The 16,015-nt window shown below is 54.5% G+C and carries 14 protein-coding genes; 7 read left to right on the top strand and 7 right to left on the bottom strand.

Annotated elements, in window-relative coordinates; all coding sequences use genetic code 11:
- Positions 1–272: 272 nt before the first annotated feature.
- The 7 genes from Fuma_RS15235 to Fuma_RS15205 form a co-directional block, all read right to left on the bottom strand.
- Positions 273–551 carry a hypothetical protein gene (locus Fuma_RS15235; RefSeq protein ID WP_077024875.1) on the bottom strand — a complete coding sequence of 93 codons (279 nt, stop codon included), beginning with the start codon at positions 549–551 and terminating at the stop codon, positions 273–275.
- Positions 548–1,000 carry a hypothetical protein gene (locus Fuma_RS15230; RefSeq protein ID WP_077024874.1) on the bottom strand — a complete coding sequence of 151 codons (453 nt, stop codon included), beginning with the start codon at positions 998–1,000 and terminating at the stop codon, positions 548–550. Before Fuma_RS15230 ends, Fuma_RS15235 begins: the two co-directional genes overlap by 4 nt.
- A complete protein-coding gene (locus Fuma_RS15225) occupies positions 997–1,617 on the bottom strand; it encodes a hypothetical protein (RefSeq protein ID WP_077024873.1) in 621 nt (206 codons plus the stop codon). Before Fuma_RS15225 ends, Fuma_RS15230 begins: the two co-directional genes overlap by 4 nt.
- Positions 1,614–3,059: a type IV secretion system DNA-binding domain-containing protein gene (locus Fuma_RS15220; protein WP_077024872.1), complete on the bottom strand. Its 1,446-nt coding sequence runs from the start codon at positions 3,057–3,059 to the stop codon at positions 1,614–1,616. The genes Fuma_RS15225 and Fuma_RS15220 overlap by 4 nt, the downstream gene beginning before the upstream one ends.
- Positions 3,059–3,865, bottom strand: coding sequence for a ParB/RepB/Spo0J family partition protein (locus Fuma_RS15215; protein ID WP_077024871.1), 807 nt, complete (start codon positions 3,863–3,865; stop codon positions 3,059–3,061). Before Fuma_RS15215 ends, Fuma_RS15220 begins: the two co-directional genes overlap by 1 nt.
- A gap of 71 nt (positions 3,866–3,936) precedes the next feature.
- Positions 3,937–4,128, bottom strand: coding sequence for a hypothetical protein (locus tag Fuma_RS15210; RefSeq protein WP_145944195.1), 192 nt, complete (start codon positions 4,126–4,128; stop codon positions 3,937–3,939).
- Positions 4,129–4,301: 173 nt separating this feature from the next.
- Complete coding sequence (locus Fuma_RS15205) at positions 4,302–4,856, bottom strand: RNA polymerase sigma factor (RefSeq protein ID WP_077024869.1); 555 nt, start codon at positions 4,854–4,856, stop codon at positions 4,302–4,304.
- A 61-nt stretch (positions 4,857–4,917) separates the two neighbouring features.
- Between Fuma_RS15205 and Fuma_RS15200 the strand changes: the two genes are divergently transcribed.
- The 7 genes from Fuma_RS15200 (at position 4,918) to Fuma_RS15165 (ending at position 15,131) form a co-directional block, all read left to right on the top strand.
- Positions 4,918–5,457, top strand: coding sequence for a hypothetical protein (locus Fuma_RS15200; RefSeq protein ID WP_145944194.1), 540 nt, complete (start codon positions 4,918–4,920; stop codon positions 5,455–5,457).
- Positions 5,458–5,475: 18 nt separating this feature from the next.
- Positions 5,476–6,462, top strand: a complete 987-nt coding sequence (locus Fuma_RS15195) for a carboxypeptidase-like regulatory domain-containing protein (RefSeq protein WP_077024867.1) — start codon at positions 5,476–5,478, stop codon at positions 6,460–6,462.
- Positions 6,459–8,099: a hypothetical protein gene (locus Fuma_RS15190; RefSeq protein ID WP_077024866.1), complete on the top strand. Its 1,641-nt coding sequence runs from the start codon at positions 6,459–6,461 to the stop codon at positions 8,097–8,099. Before Fuma_RS15195 ends, Fuma_RS15190 begins: the two co-directional genes overlap by 4 nt.
- Positions 8,100–8,144: 45 nt before the next feature.
- Positions 8,145–9,317, top strand: a complete 1,173-nt coding sequence (locus Fuma_RS15185; protein WP_077022421.1) for an ISAs1 family transposase — start codon at positions 8,145–8,147, stop codon at positions 9,315–9,317.
- A gap of 1 nt (position 9,318) precedes the next feature.
- Complete coding sequence (locus Fuma_RS15180; protein ID WP_077024865.1) at positions 9,319–9,843, top strand: tetratricopeptide repeat protein; 525 nt, start codon at positions 9,319–9,321, stop codon at positions 9,841–9,843.
- Positions 9,844–10,492: 649 nt separating this feature from the next.
- Positions 10,493–11,551: a TIGR03032 family protein gene (locus Fuma_RS15170; protein WP_218922453.1), complete on the top strand. Its 1,059-nt coding sequence runs from the start codon at positions 10,493–10,495 to the stop codon at positions 11,549–11,551.
- 172 nt (positions 11,552–11,723) lie between these two features.
- On the top strand, positions 11,724–15,131 hold the full coding sequence (locus tag Fuma_RS15165) for a beta strand repeat-containing protein (RefSeq protein WP_158521009.1): 3,408 nt from the start codon (positions 11,724–11,726) through the stop codon (positions 15,129–15,131).
- The last annotated feature ends 884 nt before the right edge of the window (positions 15,132–16,015 follow it).

Below are 16,015 nucleotides of genomic sequence, written 5' to 3'. Positions count from 1 at the left end.
ACAAAGACAGCACTCCAGCGTGGAACCGCCGTCGTTGACCTTGGACGTCGGGGAACTTGCCCAAAATTCGTTGCTGCTGCCACATGGTGCAACACAGCATGACAACGGTACTACCAAGGCAGATCAGTACCACGTATCGATCACTGAGAACGTATTTACCCACGTTGGTACCTTCCGAGACTATGAAGAATTGCAGCGGTCGAGCGATCGTTGACGAAGATTGCTACAGCGATGGCTGCGATATTCAGCCAGGCATGGCTGCAGCGCGGGAATCAAGAGAGTCTTCGAATGGCTTCAACTTCAATGACTCGCGGGCCAGGGATCGTGTGGAAAACGCTTTCCATAGGTGGTATCGGGGCGCGCGCGCCGATCGAGTCCTGAGCTGTTCGCGGCCGGCCCATGATCGCAGCTGCAATCTCAGCACCCGCGTCCTGCAAAGCCGGTTGGGAACCAATGAGGGCACAATCCGCTTTCAGCGAGTTATCAATCTCGTTGCTGAATCCAACAACCAGGTTGGCGGCAACTTCCTCAAGTGTGTTTCTGAGGCTCATACGTACATCTCCTGTTCGGGGTGATTGAGTTCGGGCGTTTGTTCTATCTCATGCATTGTCTGTTCGAGCATGCTCTCGACGGGCTCAATCGTTGGTGCTTCCGCACTGACTTCTGATTGAGCGACGGGAGCCTCGACATTGACTGCTTGTGCTGGTTCTGCGGGACCGTGTGATGTCACAGTGACTTCCTCCTCTTGTTGAACGTGTGGTGCAACGATTTCCTGATCTTTCGGCGAAGCACTCCTCGCGTAAATCGGGGCTGGCTGGCCGTGCAAAACCATATTCGCCACTTCATTGACGCCGTGACCGAACCACTGCTGCAAACTTGGATCGTTGGCGAGCGTCTTTATGGCGTTCCCAACAAAACGCGTGACCGGGTTGTTTGTCACGGGATTGTTGATCATGGGATTGTTGGCAAGTCGATGAACGGCGTCTCGGAACCGACTCATACGTAGTGCCTCCCTCGGACATCTTTCTGCCAATATGCCGCACGTCGACGCGTCGCACGAATCCGCAGTCGTATCCACAGCTCACGAGCCAACAGGAAGCCTTGACAAAACACAGTCCAGCCGAGAATGACTGAGTACCAATTCGCCAGGGTTGAGCAAGCCAATACTCGGAAGAACGTGATCATCCCGACGCCGACAACTACATCCGAAGCGACCCCAGCAATATCGTCTCGCATCCAATGTCGAAAGAAGATGGCCCGTCCCTGATAAAGTCGAGCAGGACGCGATCGCTTCCGAGAGAACCAAATACGAATGGCGACATCTACAAGCCACCACAGGTACTGGAAGGTGAGGAACGCTTCGAATGAGATCACGTCGACCCGTCCGTACTTCTGAACGTGACCAGAAAGATAGAATCCTTGTATGGCAGCACCGGCGATCCATGCGAGGTTCAGCCATAACCCGGACGAGCCGGGAATACGGCTGAAGACCTGCAGCGTTCGGCACACCGTTAGACCAGCGATCAGAAACCCGCCGATTCCGTTGCGGAAGCTTTTGATCTCCTCTTTGACGAATTCTTCGGACTGCTTGTTCGGCGGTTGTCGATCCGTACTCATGCTTTGCGTCGCCTTTGTTTGAAGGAAGCCTTGGTGAATGGACTATTGTCTGGCCCGAACGTTCTGCCGCCTTGCGTGAGAAAGGCGTCGACGATGAACTTGTTTTCCGGACCACCTCGCCTGAGATCCAGGAAGGCGGCGGGAGAGCAACGCGGGGCGAGTTGCTGCCCAACACTGAACAGCAATCGGTCGTTGCCGAGCAACATATTCAACAGGTCGAGTTCTTCTTCCTGCTTGTTCTCACTCACGCTCACAAAATCTTCGCGATGCTGCCCCCAGCTCTCGCTGAAGAATCGGTTGGTTTCCGTACATTGATTTGCGAGCGTCAATTGCGTATTGAAATTTCCAAGTAGGCCCAGAGCGCGTTGCTCACCGGGACCATCACCGCCCATCGCAACTCGCAATAGTGGCACTGACTGAGTCGCAGCAAGGCAGGCGATGCCATGTGACCGGGCCACAGACAATGCCATGCAATCAAACTCAGGTGAAGCACAGAGCATCTGATATTCGTCTTTGACGAACGCCGTAATCTGTTCCCGGTTGGGACGCCGCAGTGCGGCTTCCATCGTCAACATCGAAAGGAGGTTCTGTAGTAATAACGCTGCGTCGCCCCAGACGAGAACCGGAAAATCGATTACGACGCAATATCCGTCGAGCGGCATTTCAGGATTGAACGAAGATGTCGGCGAGCAGAGTGTTTCGTAAAACGGAGAACGAAGCAGCGGAGCAAGCACGTTGGCTACCGAAGTCGTCATCGCCCCGCGCGCCTTTTCGCCGATCGTGGGAACACGCTGCAGAAAAAATGCGACGGCCTGCTTGTATGCTTGTCGGTCACCGGGAGTTTGGATCCCTGCTTCTGCCCGTTGCAACAGTTGGAAGAAAGGCGATTCTCGAAAGGTTTCTGCCTGAATCTGAGACAATGAGGCCGGGCACGTCATTGCAATGTCGTAGATGTTTTCCAGTGTCACGTTTTCTTTGTAGGCAAGTGATCCGAGAGTCGCGGCAAATTCTATAGCGCCGTTGAAAAGGCCTTTCCAAAATGCTGCCGAATCACCACCGCCGTCGGTGCGTGACACCATCTCGGACAAACGCTCAATCAAACGCATGAGCGTTGCTGGGCTACCGCCTTTGCGACCGAGTTCGTATGCCGCCACGTTGAACGTGAATTTGCCAGGAACGAGCCGAATCAGCCGGTCTCGCTGGTGAGACTCAGAGATGATCCGAACAGCGGCATCCGCTTCGTCTGACTTAACCCCAAACCACATGCATGAGACGCCCATGTCGAGAACGTCGTGCATGATGAGTTCCAGCAACGAACTCTTACCGCTGCCGGACCCACCCGTGAGCCAGATATGGGATGTAAGCGACTGAGGCGTTTCCAGGCCCAGTTTTGTCAGCGTCGGTAGGTGCTGCCGTTTCCAATTCCAAAACCGATTGAACATCACTGCCCCTTCAGGACTTCGGGTAGCAGGTGAAATCCGATTTCGCGCTTCTCCTGTAGCGCGATCTTGCTGCGCAACGTTGCCAGCGCCTGACAGAGTCCGGCATATCCGAGTTCCGCTGGCAACGTCGCTTTCACAACGACGTCATCGACTGTGACGTTAATCCGAAGTTTCTTAGGCTTTGACGTTGAACTTTGCGTCGCTGCCAGTTTGATTTGTTCTCGGCTCTTCTTCCCTGCGACATAGTCCTCCAGCCACTCAAGCTGCTGCTGTTCGTTCTTCGCTAGCCTCGCGACCTCATACGAAATGGCACTACCGATCTTGTGCTTTCGGACCAATTCAAGTGCCGCCGGACTGAGCGAATTCACAATCTTTTGAATCTTGCTGAGGGTGCCCGGCGAAACACCAGCGAGCTTCGCGGCCTCAGGTAGGGTGCATTTTTCGTATTCAGCCAGAGCTTGAATCCGACAAAGCATCGCTTCTGCGGACTCAGCCTTCCTGACGTGATTCTCATGAAGTGACTGGACTAGCAATTGGTTTTCCGTCATGCCCTCAGGCAGGATGACAGCGTCAATAACCTTGATCCCTAACCGAGAAACGGCGGCAAACCTATGATTGCCGGTAACGACCACAAAGTGCTCGCCGTCTGGCGAAACACCTATCGGTTGCAACAGACCATTGCGTTTGATGCTGTCGCACAAGACTGCGACATGGGCTTCGTCAAGCGGACGAGCCGTTCGCATACGGCGTACGCGTTGAATTTCAATTTGTTGAACGACAAAACGGCCAAGGTTTGGCTTCGGCATCGTAGACCTCTGAGTTCTTAAGCAAAAAAGCCAGCCACAATTGGCTGGCTTAGATGGAGTCCTTGAAAAAATTAGCGCCGGTGGCGCGTGTTGCCGCCAAGGAATGCCGCAAGAGCAACCTTGGCGACAGTCCCTGCCACCTGTCCCTTGATCGCTCCCGAACGCGCCTTTTTCTGCGCTTCGAGTTCCATTTCGATCATTCTTTGTTTGTGCCTATACTCGTTGCGCTGACGGCGACGGTCAGCCTTTTCTTCGTCAGTCATGTTGGATTCCTGTTCCACCCAACCCCAGATGACGAGTGCGACGAAAGCCCAGAATAGAACTCCCAAAATAAACATGCGGTGTCTCCTTATCGTATTGATTAAAGGTGTGTCGGACCGATCTGGCCGACCAGTTAGTTGACGCTCTGGCCCGTGGGAGGGAAAGCGTCTGAGTATCAATTGCTTCGAGTGACTCTGCCGATTTCGACCGCAAGTCGAGCAAGCGATTCCTTGTGACGATTTGTGATAGTTGTCGTCGAGAGTCCGGTGAGCTCAGTAATGGCCGCTCTTGTAAGACCTTCGGAGTAGATTCGATGCAACAGGTCGCGGTCGGCATTCGACAATCGGCGGATGGCGACTTTGAGGCGGCTATGGGAATTCTTGTCGAGGTCGTCAGTCTCTTGAGCGATTGCGAGCTCTGAAAGCTGCTGTCCGTCGAAGCCCGTTTCGGCAACATATTGCCGATTGCGCCAACGCAGGTAGCTAATGGCTTCGTTGTCAACAACCTTGCCTATGAATCCGCCAAGTCTGGCCCGGTCACAATGGTGAATTTGACCGTCATCAATCGCCTTCAATGTCGCAGTAAATGCCGCCTGCACGACATCAGAGGCAGTGTTGTGGTCGTCGATTCTGCGCAACGCACGGTGTACCAGCCTGTGCCAGTTTTCATTGAATATTTCGATCAGGAGATCTTTGATTTTCTCAGGTGTTGGTCGGTTTTCGCAGTGCATCAGGCATTCTCCAAGAGTGGTCAGAGTTGAGTATTAACTACCTGATGTGTTGAGATAAGCAGTGAAAAAGCAGTTCGCACTGCCTCTGCACCGTGCTTGCACCGTGCCGGCATTGGCTTTGCGCCATTGCACAGGGCTTGCACAAAACCTGCACCTCAGACTTTTCTCCATTGAGACAGACGCACTTGGAAAATTCCGTTGCGCAAACCCTGAAATGCAGTTAGACCTTGGTTCCATGTCGGAAAAGAAACACATCACATCTGCGTCAATCAGACAGATCGCACACCAGCTTTCCATGGAACTGGGTGGCTTTCAGGAAACTGGCCTGTCAGAGAATGAGGACACGTTGTCACAGCGCCATCGAACGCTCATCGCCGACAGTTTTGGTCTTCTGAATGGACTAAGTGATGGGACCGTCACAAAAGGTCAGCCTCGGGTCCGAGACAACTTGCTACAGGTCATTTCTGAGCTTCCAGAGGGTGAAGCTGCAAAAGAAATTTGCCTTACACTGAGAACAGTTGTCTCGCGGGCAGCAAGCTGCGGCTTGACAGCAGAAAGTCAGCAAGTCAACAATTTACGCATGCGTGATGTCGGACGATAATTTCGTGGAGGGCTTGTTTTGGCCACGTATGCGTTCAACGAAGAAGCGAAAAAGCAGTTTAAAGCTGCGGGGAAGACGCAGCGGGACTTCTTCGACTCGTTTCTCGCCGAGACGCCCTTGAAAGATCACAGTTCGCCTTGGCAGGCAGCAGGGAAACAATCACGAGGCGTGAGCCGCCCGGCAATTGTCGAGTTTATTGATGAAATCAACCGGCTAGAAATTCCGTTTCTGGGAGAGGACGGGCATGTTCACTTGGACTTTGCCAAGCATGTCGTGGAGGCCAAGAAAAAGCCGAAGATCATAAGAGAGGCCGGCTCGTCAACTGAATTCATGAAAACGCCCCCGGAGACCACGGATCTGCCGGATGCCGCCATCGATAAGCTGGAACAAGAGCAGCCGCCTCTTGGTATTGGTGAAGACGAGAACACTGATCCTGGAGCAAGCTGCTCGGCCTCATCATTGGCTACGGAAGGGGCAGGCTGGGCAGACGACTCGCAAGGTGACGATCATGGAGTGTTTCTGAATATTTCCGCGCCGTGGGCTCCCGGACGTTCCTGGAAGCTAGCGCTACTGATGACTCCATTTATTGGAGTCGCATTCTTTTTCATACAAGGACAGAGCGGGTCCAACGAAAGAGATGGACAAGTGGCTGGCATTCCACCGAACCCAACGTTTCGTCAACAAGCGGCAAGCAGTGTACCTGCAGTGCTCGGCGGCTCAGTTATCGATGCGGTCACCAACAAGCCAATTGTTGGTGTGAAACTGACGCTGTTGGATATTGACACCGAAAGTGGTGGAACACCGGTGTGCAGGACTGACCCGCACGGTCGGTTTCGATTTGAAGGGTTGTCGACGACCCAGCACCGACAAGTAGAGTTGATAGCCCTGAAGTCCGGATATGAACCCAGCCGCAACCACGTATGGCTGGGGACCCACCACTTCCCCGTGACATTTGTCAAAGAGTCGCATGAGGAGGAAGCGACTTCGGGTGGAGGCGCCAAATGAACAGAACGATCTGCGTGGCCGTGCTTAGCTTAATGGCAATCCCTCAGACGCACGCCCAAACAAGCCAGCCTCGATATCTGCGTGGCATGCTCGTGATCGTTGGTGAGTCCAAGGAGAGCAAACAACCGGTCAGGAACACGAAGGTGTTTGTTCGTAATGTCGGTAGCGCCATCACGACTGATACCGGCGAGTTTAGGATTCAGCTGCCGACAGCCTTTCGAAGCGGAAGGCTCGTAACCCTCGCGATCGAGAAACCTGGTTTTGTCATACACTATCCACTTTCTGGCGAATTCCGTTTGCCGGATGACGAGCTCGACGAGATTGAAATTCGAATTCTCCCGGAGGGTTCGAAGCTGCTCTGGACAGATCAACGTATTGAGAGATTTATCGAACAAACGGCCGAAGAAGCTTCTGGTGAATTGCGCCCCGCATCGGTAGCTCGAGGGGACCTCGCGAAATACGTCCTCGCCTTCGGACTGGAATACGGATTCACCGAGGAAGAGGTGCATACTGCTCTTCAGGAATGGGCCGAAAAAGCAAAAGAGAATGCAACAGACTTTAGGCAGGTTGGGCTGGCAGCATTTGCGGAGGGCAGATTGGACGTCGCCGCACCGTCGCTCAGGAAGGCAGGTATGGACACCATCAATGATGGGCTCAAAGATATTGAAGATGATTCGATCGCCAATGGTGTGGGCGAGGAGAAGGTCGCCGACGGAATCGACGATGTTGTGCTTGGCGGTGATGCCTACTTCATGGGTAATCAGTACAACGATGCCATCGAGACATATTATCTCGCACTCAAATATGTCGACCAAAAGACGGACAGAGCTCGATGGAGACGAATCAAGTTCCGCATTGGCAACGCCGCAAGCAATCTCGGCGAACGAGTAGACGCTGAAGAGTCTGTCAAAATACTACACCAAGCAATTGAATCGTATCGAGAAGCCTCTGAACAAACGGAGCGGTTGGCAAACGCGACGCATTGGGCGGACATTAACCACAATCTTGGCCTGGCGCTCACATCCCTTGCAAATCGAACGGGCGGTGAGGAAGCCAGAGACTTGTACGCTGAGGCAAGGAAAGTGCTGCTTGAGGCCCTTAAGATCAACACTCAGGAACGACTACCGACCCGTTGGGCGAATAGCCAGATCGCTTTAGGCAATGTCCTGCAGGAGCTTGGGAAACGAGCTGATGGCAGTCAAGTGTCGCAGTTGTTAACAGAAGCCGTGGAAGCCTATGAAAATGCTTTGCAGGTACAGTCAAGAGTTGAGCACGCTGAATCTTGGGCGAACACCCAGAGCAATCTGGGAAATGCCCTTTCGCTAAAAGGCCAACTGACCGGAGGGCAGGAAGGTCTTGACCTGCTGTTTGAGGCTGAACACGCAATTCAGGAAGCACTCAGTGTCCGGACTGATGCGACGCAATGGGCGAGGGCGAAACTCAACCTTGCGATTGTTAAGGCAGCTATGGGAAGGATGATCTCCGGGAAATATAGCAAACGACTGCTACTCGGGTCGCTCGTGGCATGCCAGGATGCGACACGATCATTCACGCTTGCGGAGTACCCTCAGCAATGGGCCAGGGCCAGCGCGCACTTTGGGCAATTTAGGCTGGCGCGACAAGTGAGTATTGGTTAGTCTTTTCGTGTCGTAACATCGGACTTCACGAGGAGAGGACAAGAGATGTCGACAGTTGAACTGGCGGTCACCCAGGAGCTGACAGGAAACATTGTTCATTACTTTGATCAATTGAAAGACCCGCGTTCCAACATCAATCGTCTGCATCTGCTTGGTGATGTGATTGTGATCGCCATTTGCGGAGTGCTGGCCAACGCCGACGGCCCCAGTGCGATTGCGGAATGGGCGCGACTGAATGCCGATGGCCTGCAGAAACACCTGGCACTTCCGCATGGCATTCCGAAAAAAGATACGTACCGGCGCGTCCTTTCTCTCCTGAAGCCGAACGACTTTCAAGCGTGCTTCGTGCAATGGATTGAATCGCTGGAAGGACTTTCCGACGAACAGAAAGAAGGCTACAGAAAACAGATTGCGATTGATGGCAAAGCACTCCGTCGATCACATGACAAAAAGAATGGGCTGGGTGCGTTGTTCATCGTGAGTGCGTGGGCTTCTGATCAGGGGATTTCTCTGGGACAGGTGGCGACGGAAGAGAAGTCGAACGAGATCACCGCGATCCCGAAATTACTGAACGAAATCAATATCGATGAGGCGATCATTACGATTGACGCAGCGGGTTGTCAAAAAAACATTGCGCAGCAGATCGTGTCTGGCAATGCAGACTATGTGTTAGCCCTGAAAGGCAACCAACCGAAACTCTATGAGGTCGTGCAGAAGTTTTTTCTCGATCACCTGGAGGATGACTTCGCTCGCTGTCCCGTCAGTCGCTATGAAGAAACAGAGAAGGGACACGGTCGGCAGGAACAGAGAATCTACTATCAGGCGACCGTGCCTGTCGATTTTGACGTGGGCCACAAATGGGCCGGACTCAAGACCATCGGAACGGCGATCCGAATGTACGAGCAGGACGGCATTCATCATTCTGACGTTCGCTACTACATCAGCAGTCTGCGTCGCAAAGGCGAGCTGTTCGCAACAACGGTTCGTGGTCACTGGGCCATAGAAAACACGCTGCACTGGAGTCTCGACATGACCTACCGCGAGGATGAGAGTCGAGTCCGAAACCGAATCTTCGCGAACAATTTGTCATGGCTCAGACGACTCACACTCAGCCTCATCAAGAAACATCCTGGCAAACAAAGCAACGTCATGAAAAGAAGAATGGCCGGATGGAACATTGACTATTTGATGCAAATCCTTACCGGCAAAACAACTTAGTATGCGCTGGCCCTGGCAATGGGCAAAGGCGCAAAGTGATATTGGAATGATCCTGAAGGATCTGGCTGATCGTTCAGAGGGACGAGTTTCACACGAACTGTTGAGAGATGCCTCAGCTGCTCTCAAATCAGCTCTAAAGATCCAAACGAAGGATACACTGCCGCATCAATGGGCCACGACTAGTTCTAACCTCTGCAATGTTCTTGTACGTCTCGGTCAGCATGGCTTCGAATCCGAAGAAGTGTTCGATGACGCCTTCAAGATTTACGACGATATTCTGACCATCTGGACTCGAAAATCGTCGCCGCAAGATTGGGCCAAGACCAAGTCAAACATTGGAATCGCCTACACAGCGTTAGCTATCGCACATCCAACGCGGAGCGATGAAGCCATCAGGTCGGCAATCGCCGCACATGAAGCTGCCCTTGAAGTATTTAGGCAGGAGTCATTTCCAGCGTTCCACGGAGAGGTCCGAAAGCGATTGGAGAGAGCTCGAGCATTCGATTCGGGAGAAAAGAACCAGTGACAGAATTGGCTAAGTGCTGTTTTGTCTTAGTGTGTCCAAGAGGGGCTTGTAGACGGCGGTTAGAAAGGTTGGCTTTCCCGTCTCCGACGCCGGTAAGAGGCGCGCAGCGACGTGGTTAACTGTCGTCGATTGCAATTTGCTCGTTTTGTTTTGCGGGTCTGTCTGTGGCTTCAATTCTTGAGTAGCAGGTCGTTGCTGCAAAATAATGATTGCTCTGATCTGTCGTGCCCATAAGCCACGATGGATCAGGAAGCCTGTCCAGCTTCCAAAGAATGGAGTGCTGAGTGTCGATGAAGCCGGAATGCTCGACACGCATTCGATGGGCCGACTGTTGCATCACGCCAGGAATGCCGCCTGCACGATTGTTGTTTAGCGACACTTGTTTTTTTCCTGCCTCACAGGCGGCTCGTAGATTCGGCGTGCTTGTCAGTCATCGTTATTCGACTTGAACCAAGTGCCAAGCCGCCATCATACGGATCGGGGGCCCGAGGGTGCATGTCGGGGGTTGCACCCGCTTTCCCTGTTCTTTTTGTGGCTGACACCGACGATACACCCATCCACTGGCCAGCCCCGGACTGTTCCTTGACATGGACGGTTGCAGTCACCAGCATCCTCCAGTGCGAATTTGATCGAGAAAGGAATTTCAAAAGTGTCTTCTGCGTCTCCCGCTCCGATCTTTGAACTTACATCTTCACGTCAGTTTCCGGACTGGCTGGCGGAACAGAAGCTAAGTCTCGCGTTTACCACCTATCAGGCGGGAAAGCTGTTTTTGCTGGGCCTGCAGCCCGATGGCAGGCTGTCTGTGTTTGAACGCACGTTCAACCGCTGTCTGGGACTGCATGCGACGGATCAGACGTTGTGGCTGTCGTCGCTGTACCAGTTGTGGCGGTTCGAAAATGTGCTGGAGCCCGGTCAGACTGCGGAAAGCTTCGATCGCCTGTATGTTCCTCAGGTGGGATACGTGACGGGCGATCTGGATATTCACGATGTGGCGGTTGAAGACAGCGGGCGAGTCGTCTTTGTGAACACGCTGTTCGGCTGTTTGGCGACGATCAGTGACACTCATAGTTTCGTGCCGCTGTGGAAGCCTCCGTTTATTGATCGACTGGCGGCTGAAGATCGTTGTCATCTGAACGGGTTGGCTCTGGAAAACGGTAAAGCCAAGTACGTGACGGCGGTCAGCCAATCCAATGTGGCCGATGGTTGGCGAGACCGGCGTCATGACGGAGGCTGCGTGATTGATGTGCAGACCAACGCTGTCGTCGCGACCGGCCTGTCCATGCCGCATTCTCCGCGAGTCTATCGCGATAAGTTGTGGGTGTTAAATTCCGGCACCGGGCACTTTGGGTTCATTGACCGGGACAAAGGCTGCTTTGAATCGGTCGCGTTTTGTCCGGGCTATCAAAGAGGCCTGTGGTTCCACGGCGACTACGCCATCATCGGCCTTTCGAAGCAGCGCGAAAACCGGACCTTCTCCGGATTGGATCTGGATCAGAACCTTGGGAAGGCACAAGTCGATCCTCGGTGCGGGCTGCATGTGATTGATCTGCGAACCGGAGATGCAATTCATTGGGTACGCATCGAAGGCGTGGTGTCAGAACTGTACGACGTGATCATATTGCCGGGCATTCGACGACCTCAGGCGCTCGGATTCCGCACCGACGAAATCCGCCGCGTCTTGCGAGTCGGTGAGGAAAGCTCGTTGTGAACGAAGGTGCGGGGGCAGGAGACGCGCGCACACCAAGTTCGATAAAATTCAGGGAATCGGCACCGGCACGATGGGGGTATCCACCGTGGCCCGTGTAACCTTTTGAGAGAATTCGCTGTGACCGATGAATCGTTCGCTGCCGGTTGGTTTTTCGTGTTGGGGAATGCAGTCGATGTCGATTAAGTCGCGGTTATCGTCTTTATGCACCGTTTTTGATGATCGAACCGTTAGTCGCCGACGCCGAGTGGGGTGTCAATTGTCGGCTCGGGATGTCAGTCGCTCATCGGCGGAAAGTCTTGAGCAACGCTGTTTGCTCACGACCATCGATCTGGCCGCTCTGGTCTCAGGTGACGGCACCATCATTCACGGTGCCGACGCAGAAGATCGTAGCGGGTTTAGCGTGAGCAGCGCCGGTGACGTGAACAGGGACGGTTTCGACGACCTCATCATTGGAGCTTACTGGGCCTACGCCGCGAACAACGCGAAAGAACGGGCCGGTGAGAGTTATGTAATTTTCGGCGGAAAAACATTTCCGGCCACCATTGACCTCGCCAATCTCGGAAATACGGGAATCGTCATTCACGGAGCCGACGAATTTGGTTACAGCGGTTATAGCGTGAGCGCAGGTGGTGACGTGAATGGTGACGGTTTCGACGACCTCATCATCGGAGCAAGTGGCCCCTATTCATATACCAACGGCAAGTATGGTGCTGGAAACAGCTACGTAGTCTTCGGCGGGGACACTCTTCCGACCACCATTGACCTCGATAATTTCGGGAATGCTGGACTCGTTATTCAAGGAGCCGACGAATTAGACGCAAGCGGTATTAGCGTGAGCAGCGCCGGTGATGTGAACGGTGATGGTTTTGACGACCTGCTCATCGGAGCGAATTTTGCCTATGGCGCGAACAACGCGAAAAATGACGCCGGTGAAAGTTACGTGATTTTCGGTGGAGACACTCTTCCGGCTACAATTCAGCTCGCCAATCTCGGAAACGCGGGACTCATCATATACGGAGCCGACGCAGAAGATGAAAGCGGTTATAGCGTAAGCGATGCTGGAGACGTGAATGGTGACGGCTTTGACGACTTCATTATTGGAGCCAGCGAAGCCGACGCAGCGAACAACGCGAAGACCACAGCAGGGGAAAGCTATGTGATTTTCGGCGGCGAAACACTTCCGGCCACCATTGACCTGGGAAATCTTGGGAATGCGGGACTCGTTATTCACGGAGCCGACGCTGGAGACGCAAGCGGTATCAGTGTGAGCGGTGCTGGTGATGTAAATGGCGACGGTTTCGACGACCTGATTATCGGAGCCGTGGCCGACGCAGCGAACAACGCGAAGACCGCAGCAGGGGAAAGCTATGTGATTTTCGGCAGTGCATCGCTGCCAGCCATGATGGACCTCGCGAACCTCGGCAATGCGGGTCTCATCATTCACGGTGCCGACACCAATGACTACAGCGGTGTTAGCGTGAGCAGTGGTGGGGACTTGAATGGTGACGGTTTCGATGACCTCATCATCGGAGCATCTGGTGCCGACGCAGCGAACAACGCGAAGAACGCAGCAGGGGAAAGCTATGTGATTTTCGGCGGGGCATCGCTGTCGACGACGATCGATCTGGGCAACCTCGGTTCCGACGGGATCACAATCTTCGGCACCGACGCAGAAGATTCCGCAGGGAGTCCGGCAAGCAGCGCCGGTGATGTGAACGGTGACGGTTTCGACGACCTCATTATCGGGGCATACCGAGCGGATGCTGGCGGGACCGACACCCGCGAAGGGGAGAGCTACGTGGTGTTCGGGGGGAACTTCACGGGTGGAGCCGAGACGCAGGTCGGCGACGGAACCGCAAACACGCTGATGGCAAATCAGGGGGCCGTCGCGATCGACATCCTGATCGGCGGCGGCGGTGACGACGTGTTGATCAGTGATGGTGGTGCCGACGTGCTGCGCGGCGGCGAAGGCGACGACACGCTGGCCATCCCGGATGCCGATTTCAGCAGCACACGCCGAATCATCGGCGGCAACGGCAGGGACACACTGCGTCTGGACGGCAGCGGCATCACACTCGATCTGACTACGGTCGCCGACAACCGCATCGTCGACATCGAGGAAATCGACATCTCCGGCAGCGGCGACAACACGCTGACCCTGGACGTGCAGGAAGTCCTCAACATCAGCAGCACATCCAACACGCTGACCTTGCTTCGCGATGGCGATGACACAGTCGACATCGGAGCAGGCTGGACACAGGCGGCAGACGATGTCATCGGTGGACAAACGTTTGAGGTGTTCACTCAGGGTGCAGCGACTCTGAATGTTCAGAGAACACCGACGATCACGGTGGCCGTTGCTCCGGCCGCAGTTGCGGAAGACGGCGTCGGAAACCTGGGCTATGCCTTCACACGCGACATCACGACTGGAGCCATCACGGCTGGTTTTAGTGTCAGCGGAGCCGCCGCGTTTGCCACAGACTACACGCAGACTGGTGCCGCAACATTCACAGGCGCAGCAGGCACCGTGACGTTTGCCGATGGTTCCGCCACGGCCACCGTTACGATCGACCCAATTGCCGATTCTGTCGCGGAACTCGACGAAACTGCTATTTTGACGCTGACGGCTGGGGCCGATTATCTGGTCGGCACGTCGAACGCAGCCACGGGAACCATCACCAACGACGAAACGGCGACATTCACAATCAACGACGTCACCGTCAACGAGGGGGATGGCACATTGGACTTCACGCTGTCGTTGTCGAACGCGCTTGATGTCGCTGTGGATGTGGATGTCAGCTTTGTCAACGTTAGCACAGCCGCCGGTGACTTCAATCACGACACGCAGACCATCAGCTTCGCCGCCGGTGATAACGCTGACAAGACTATTTCGGTCCCGATTACTGAAGACAGTGCTCCCGAGGCGTCGGAGTCGTTTACGGCCTCACTGGTAATCAGCTCCGGCACGCCGGTCGGTGCCCGGGCCGTCGATGTCAGCGACACCGGCATGGGCACGATCACCGACAACGATGATGCCAGTCCGCTCGGCGACGTGGACGGCGACACAGATTTCGACGCCAGCGATTCGTTTCTGATTCATCTAGCCAAACTCTCCGGCACGGATACTCAGATCGACCAGTCGAAAGGCAGCAGTCCGCTGTCCGCCAGCGAGATTCGTGCCGCCATTGATGCGATGCAAACAGTCGGTGACGTGGACGGTGATGGAGACTTCGACGCCAGCGATTCGTTTCTGATTCACCTAGTCAAACTCTCCGGCACAAACGCTCAGATTGACCAGTCCAAGGGCAGCAGCGCGCTAACGGCGGCTCAGATTCGGATTAATGTCGGCAATCTCGGTGGTCCCGCGTCGGGATCGGGGGCTCGAACCGCAGGCCGCGTTGTCAGTTCTGACTGCTACGGCAGCCCGGTGGGTCTTGCCGACAAAGAAGACGATGACAGCATGTTCGGCTTCTCACCGCAAACAAAAGTGCGACCGCCTGAAACCGTTGGCGAACCGGACAACACTGAGATTTCGTCAGCGATTTGGGACAATTTTCGCTCATGGATTGACGCCATCTGAGACAGGCATGAATTGGCATCGATGTATCGTGTGACATGAAGAACTGGGGCGGCACGATTGCGCACTGCACTATTCTCCACTGTTAGTGTTGCGGGCTCCGGCCGGGGCATGCCCGGCGGAAGCCTCTGAGTGAGGTGGATGGATGCCGGAACCGCAGACGTGCGGGGGCAGGAGACCCGCGCACAGCGTCTTCGAAACCACCTTTTGAGAACAGGGGCTCCGCCGCAATCTACTCGGATTTTATCGCCCGAGCGCATTTTGTCTGCCCCGAACGATTCATGGGAGTCGTCGAGTTGATGGCAATTTGGCAGTATTTTGCCAGCGCCCGAGTCATGGCGGAACTCACTGAGATCGAACCGTTCTCGGTCACCAAGCCAAACGCCGTCGTCGTGTTTCCGTCGCCTCCAACAGCTTCACACTGATCATCTCCAAAGGGACGTCGACGTGCCTTGGGAATCCCTCCAATGGTCTGTTCGCAAGTGATTCTCCGGTCCCCGTTCCCAACGCTGTTATGGAACCAGCAGCCGCCAATCCGACCGACATCACTATTTGGCAGGAATTCCGGAGTTGGATTGATGCCATCTGACCCTTGAGCGTCCGAGATCAGTTCGAGAGGATTGCGGCGTTGCCATTGAGAGCCGGTTGACTAGTGGGGCTAACGTTCGACTCCACACCGCTGACAATCACTGCCATCTAGCAGTGACCGTCTCGGCTTCTGAGAGCGTTGATCATCCGTAACGGAACACTTGGTAAAAGTGCAATGCGATATGCATTTATCTACGTCACCCGTTCTGTTGCGGAGCAACGCATTAGTCCTCCGTTAACATTCCTTGATGCGGTAACTTAAGTGATACAGAATGAGGTACAGAATTCCTTGCGAACCG

It is taken from the genome of Fuerstiella marisgermanici (assembly GCF_001983935.1).
Lineage (GTDB): Bacteria > Planctomycetota > Planctomycetia > Planctomycetales > Planctomycetaceae > Fuerstiella > Fuerstiella marisgermanici.
Note: the sequence above shows the minus strand (reverse complement) of the source record. Positions and strands in the feature narration are given on the sequence as shown.

What these genes read in the sequence shown, in the direction of transcription:
- Fuma_RS15185 (WP_077022421.1), top strand. Translation starts at nt 8,145, where the DNA reads ATGTCGACAGTTGAACTGGCGGTCACCCAGGAGCTGACAGGAAACATT.
- Fuma_RS15205 (WP_077024869.1), bottom strand. Translation starts at nt 4,856, where the DNA reads ATGCACTGCGAAAACCGACCAACACCTGAGAAAATCAAAGATCTCCTG.
- Fuma_RS15235 (WP_077024875.1), bottom strand. Translation starts at nt 551, where the DNA reads ATGAGCCTCAGAAACACACTTGAGGAAGTTGCCGCCAACCTGGTTGTT.
- Fuma_RS15215 (WP_077024871.1), bottom strand. Translation starts at nt 3,865, where the DNA reads ATGCCGAAGCCAAACCTTGGCCGTTTTGTCGTTCAACAAATTGAAATT.
- Fuma_RS15230 (WP_077024874.1), bottom strand. Translation starts at nt 1,000, where the DNA reads ATGAGTCGGTTCCGAGACGCCGTTCATCGACTTGCCAACAATCCCATG.
- Fuma_RS15210 (WP_145944195.1), bottom strand. Translation starts at nt 4,128, where the DNA reads ATGACTGACGAAGAAAAGGCTGACCGTCGCCGTCAGCGCAACGAGTAT.
- Fuma_RS15190 (WP_077024866.1), top strand. Translation starts at nt 6,459, where the DNA reads ATGAACAGAACGATCTGCGTGGCCGTGCTTAGCTTAATGGCAATCCCT.
- Fuma_RS15180 (WP_077024865.1), top strand. Translation starts at nt 9,319, where the DNA reads ATGCGCTGGCCCTGGCAATGGGCAAAGGCGCAAAGTGATATTGGAATG.
- Fuma_RS15225 (WP_077024873.1), bottom strand. Translation starts at nt 1,617, where the DNA reads ATGAGTACGGATCGACAACCGCCGAACAAGCAGTCCGAAGAATTCGTC.
- Fuma_RS15220 (WP_077024872.1), bottom strand. Translation starts at nt 3,059, where the DNA reads ATGTTCAATCGGTTTTGGAATTGGAAACGGCAGCACCTACCGACGCTG.
- Fuma_RS15165 (WP_158521009.1), top strand. Translation starts at nt 11,724, where the DNA reads ATGTCGATTAAGTCGCGGTTATCGTCTTTATGCACCGTTTTTGATGAT.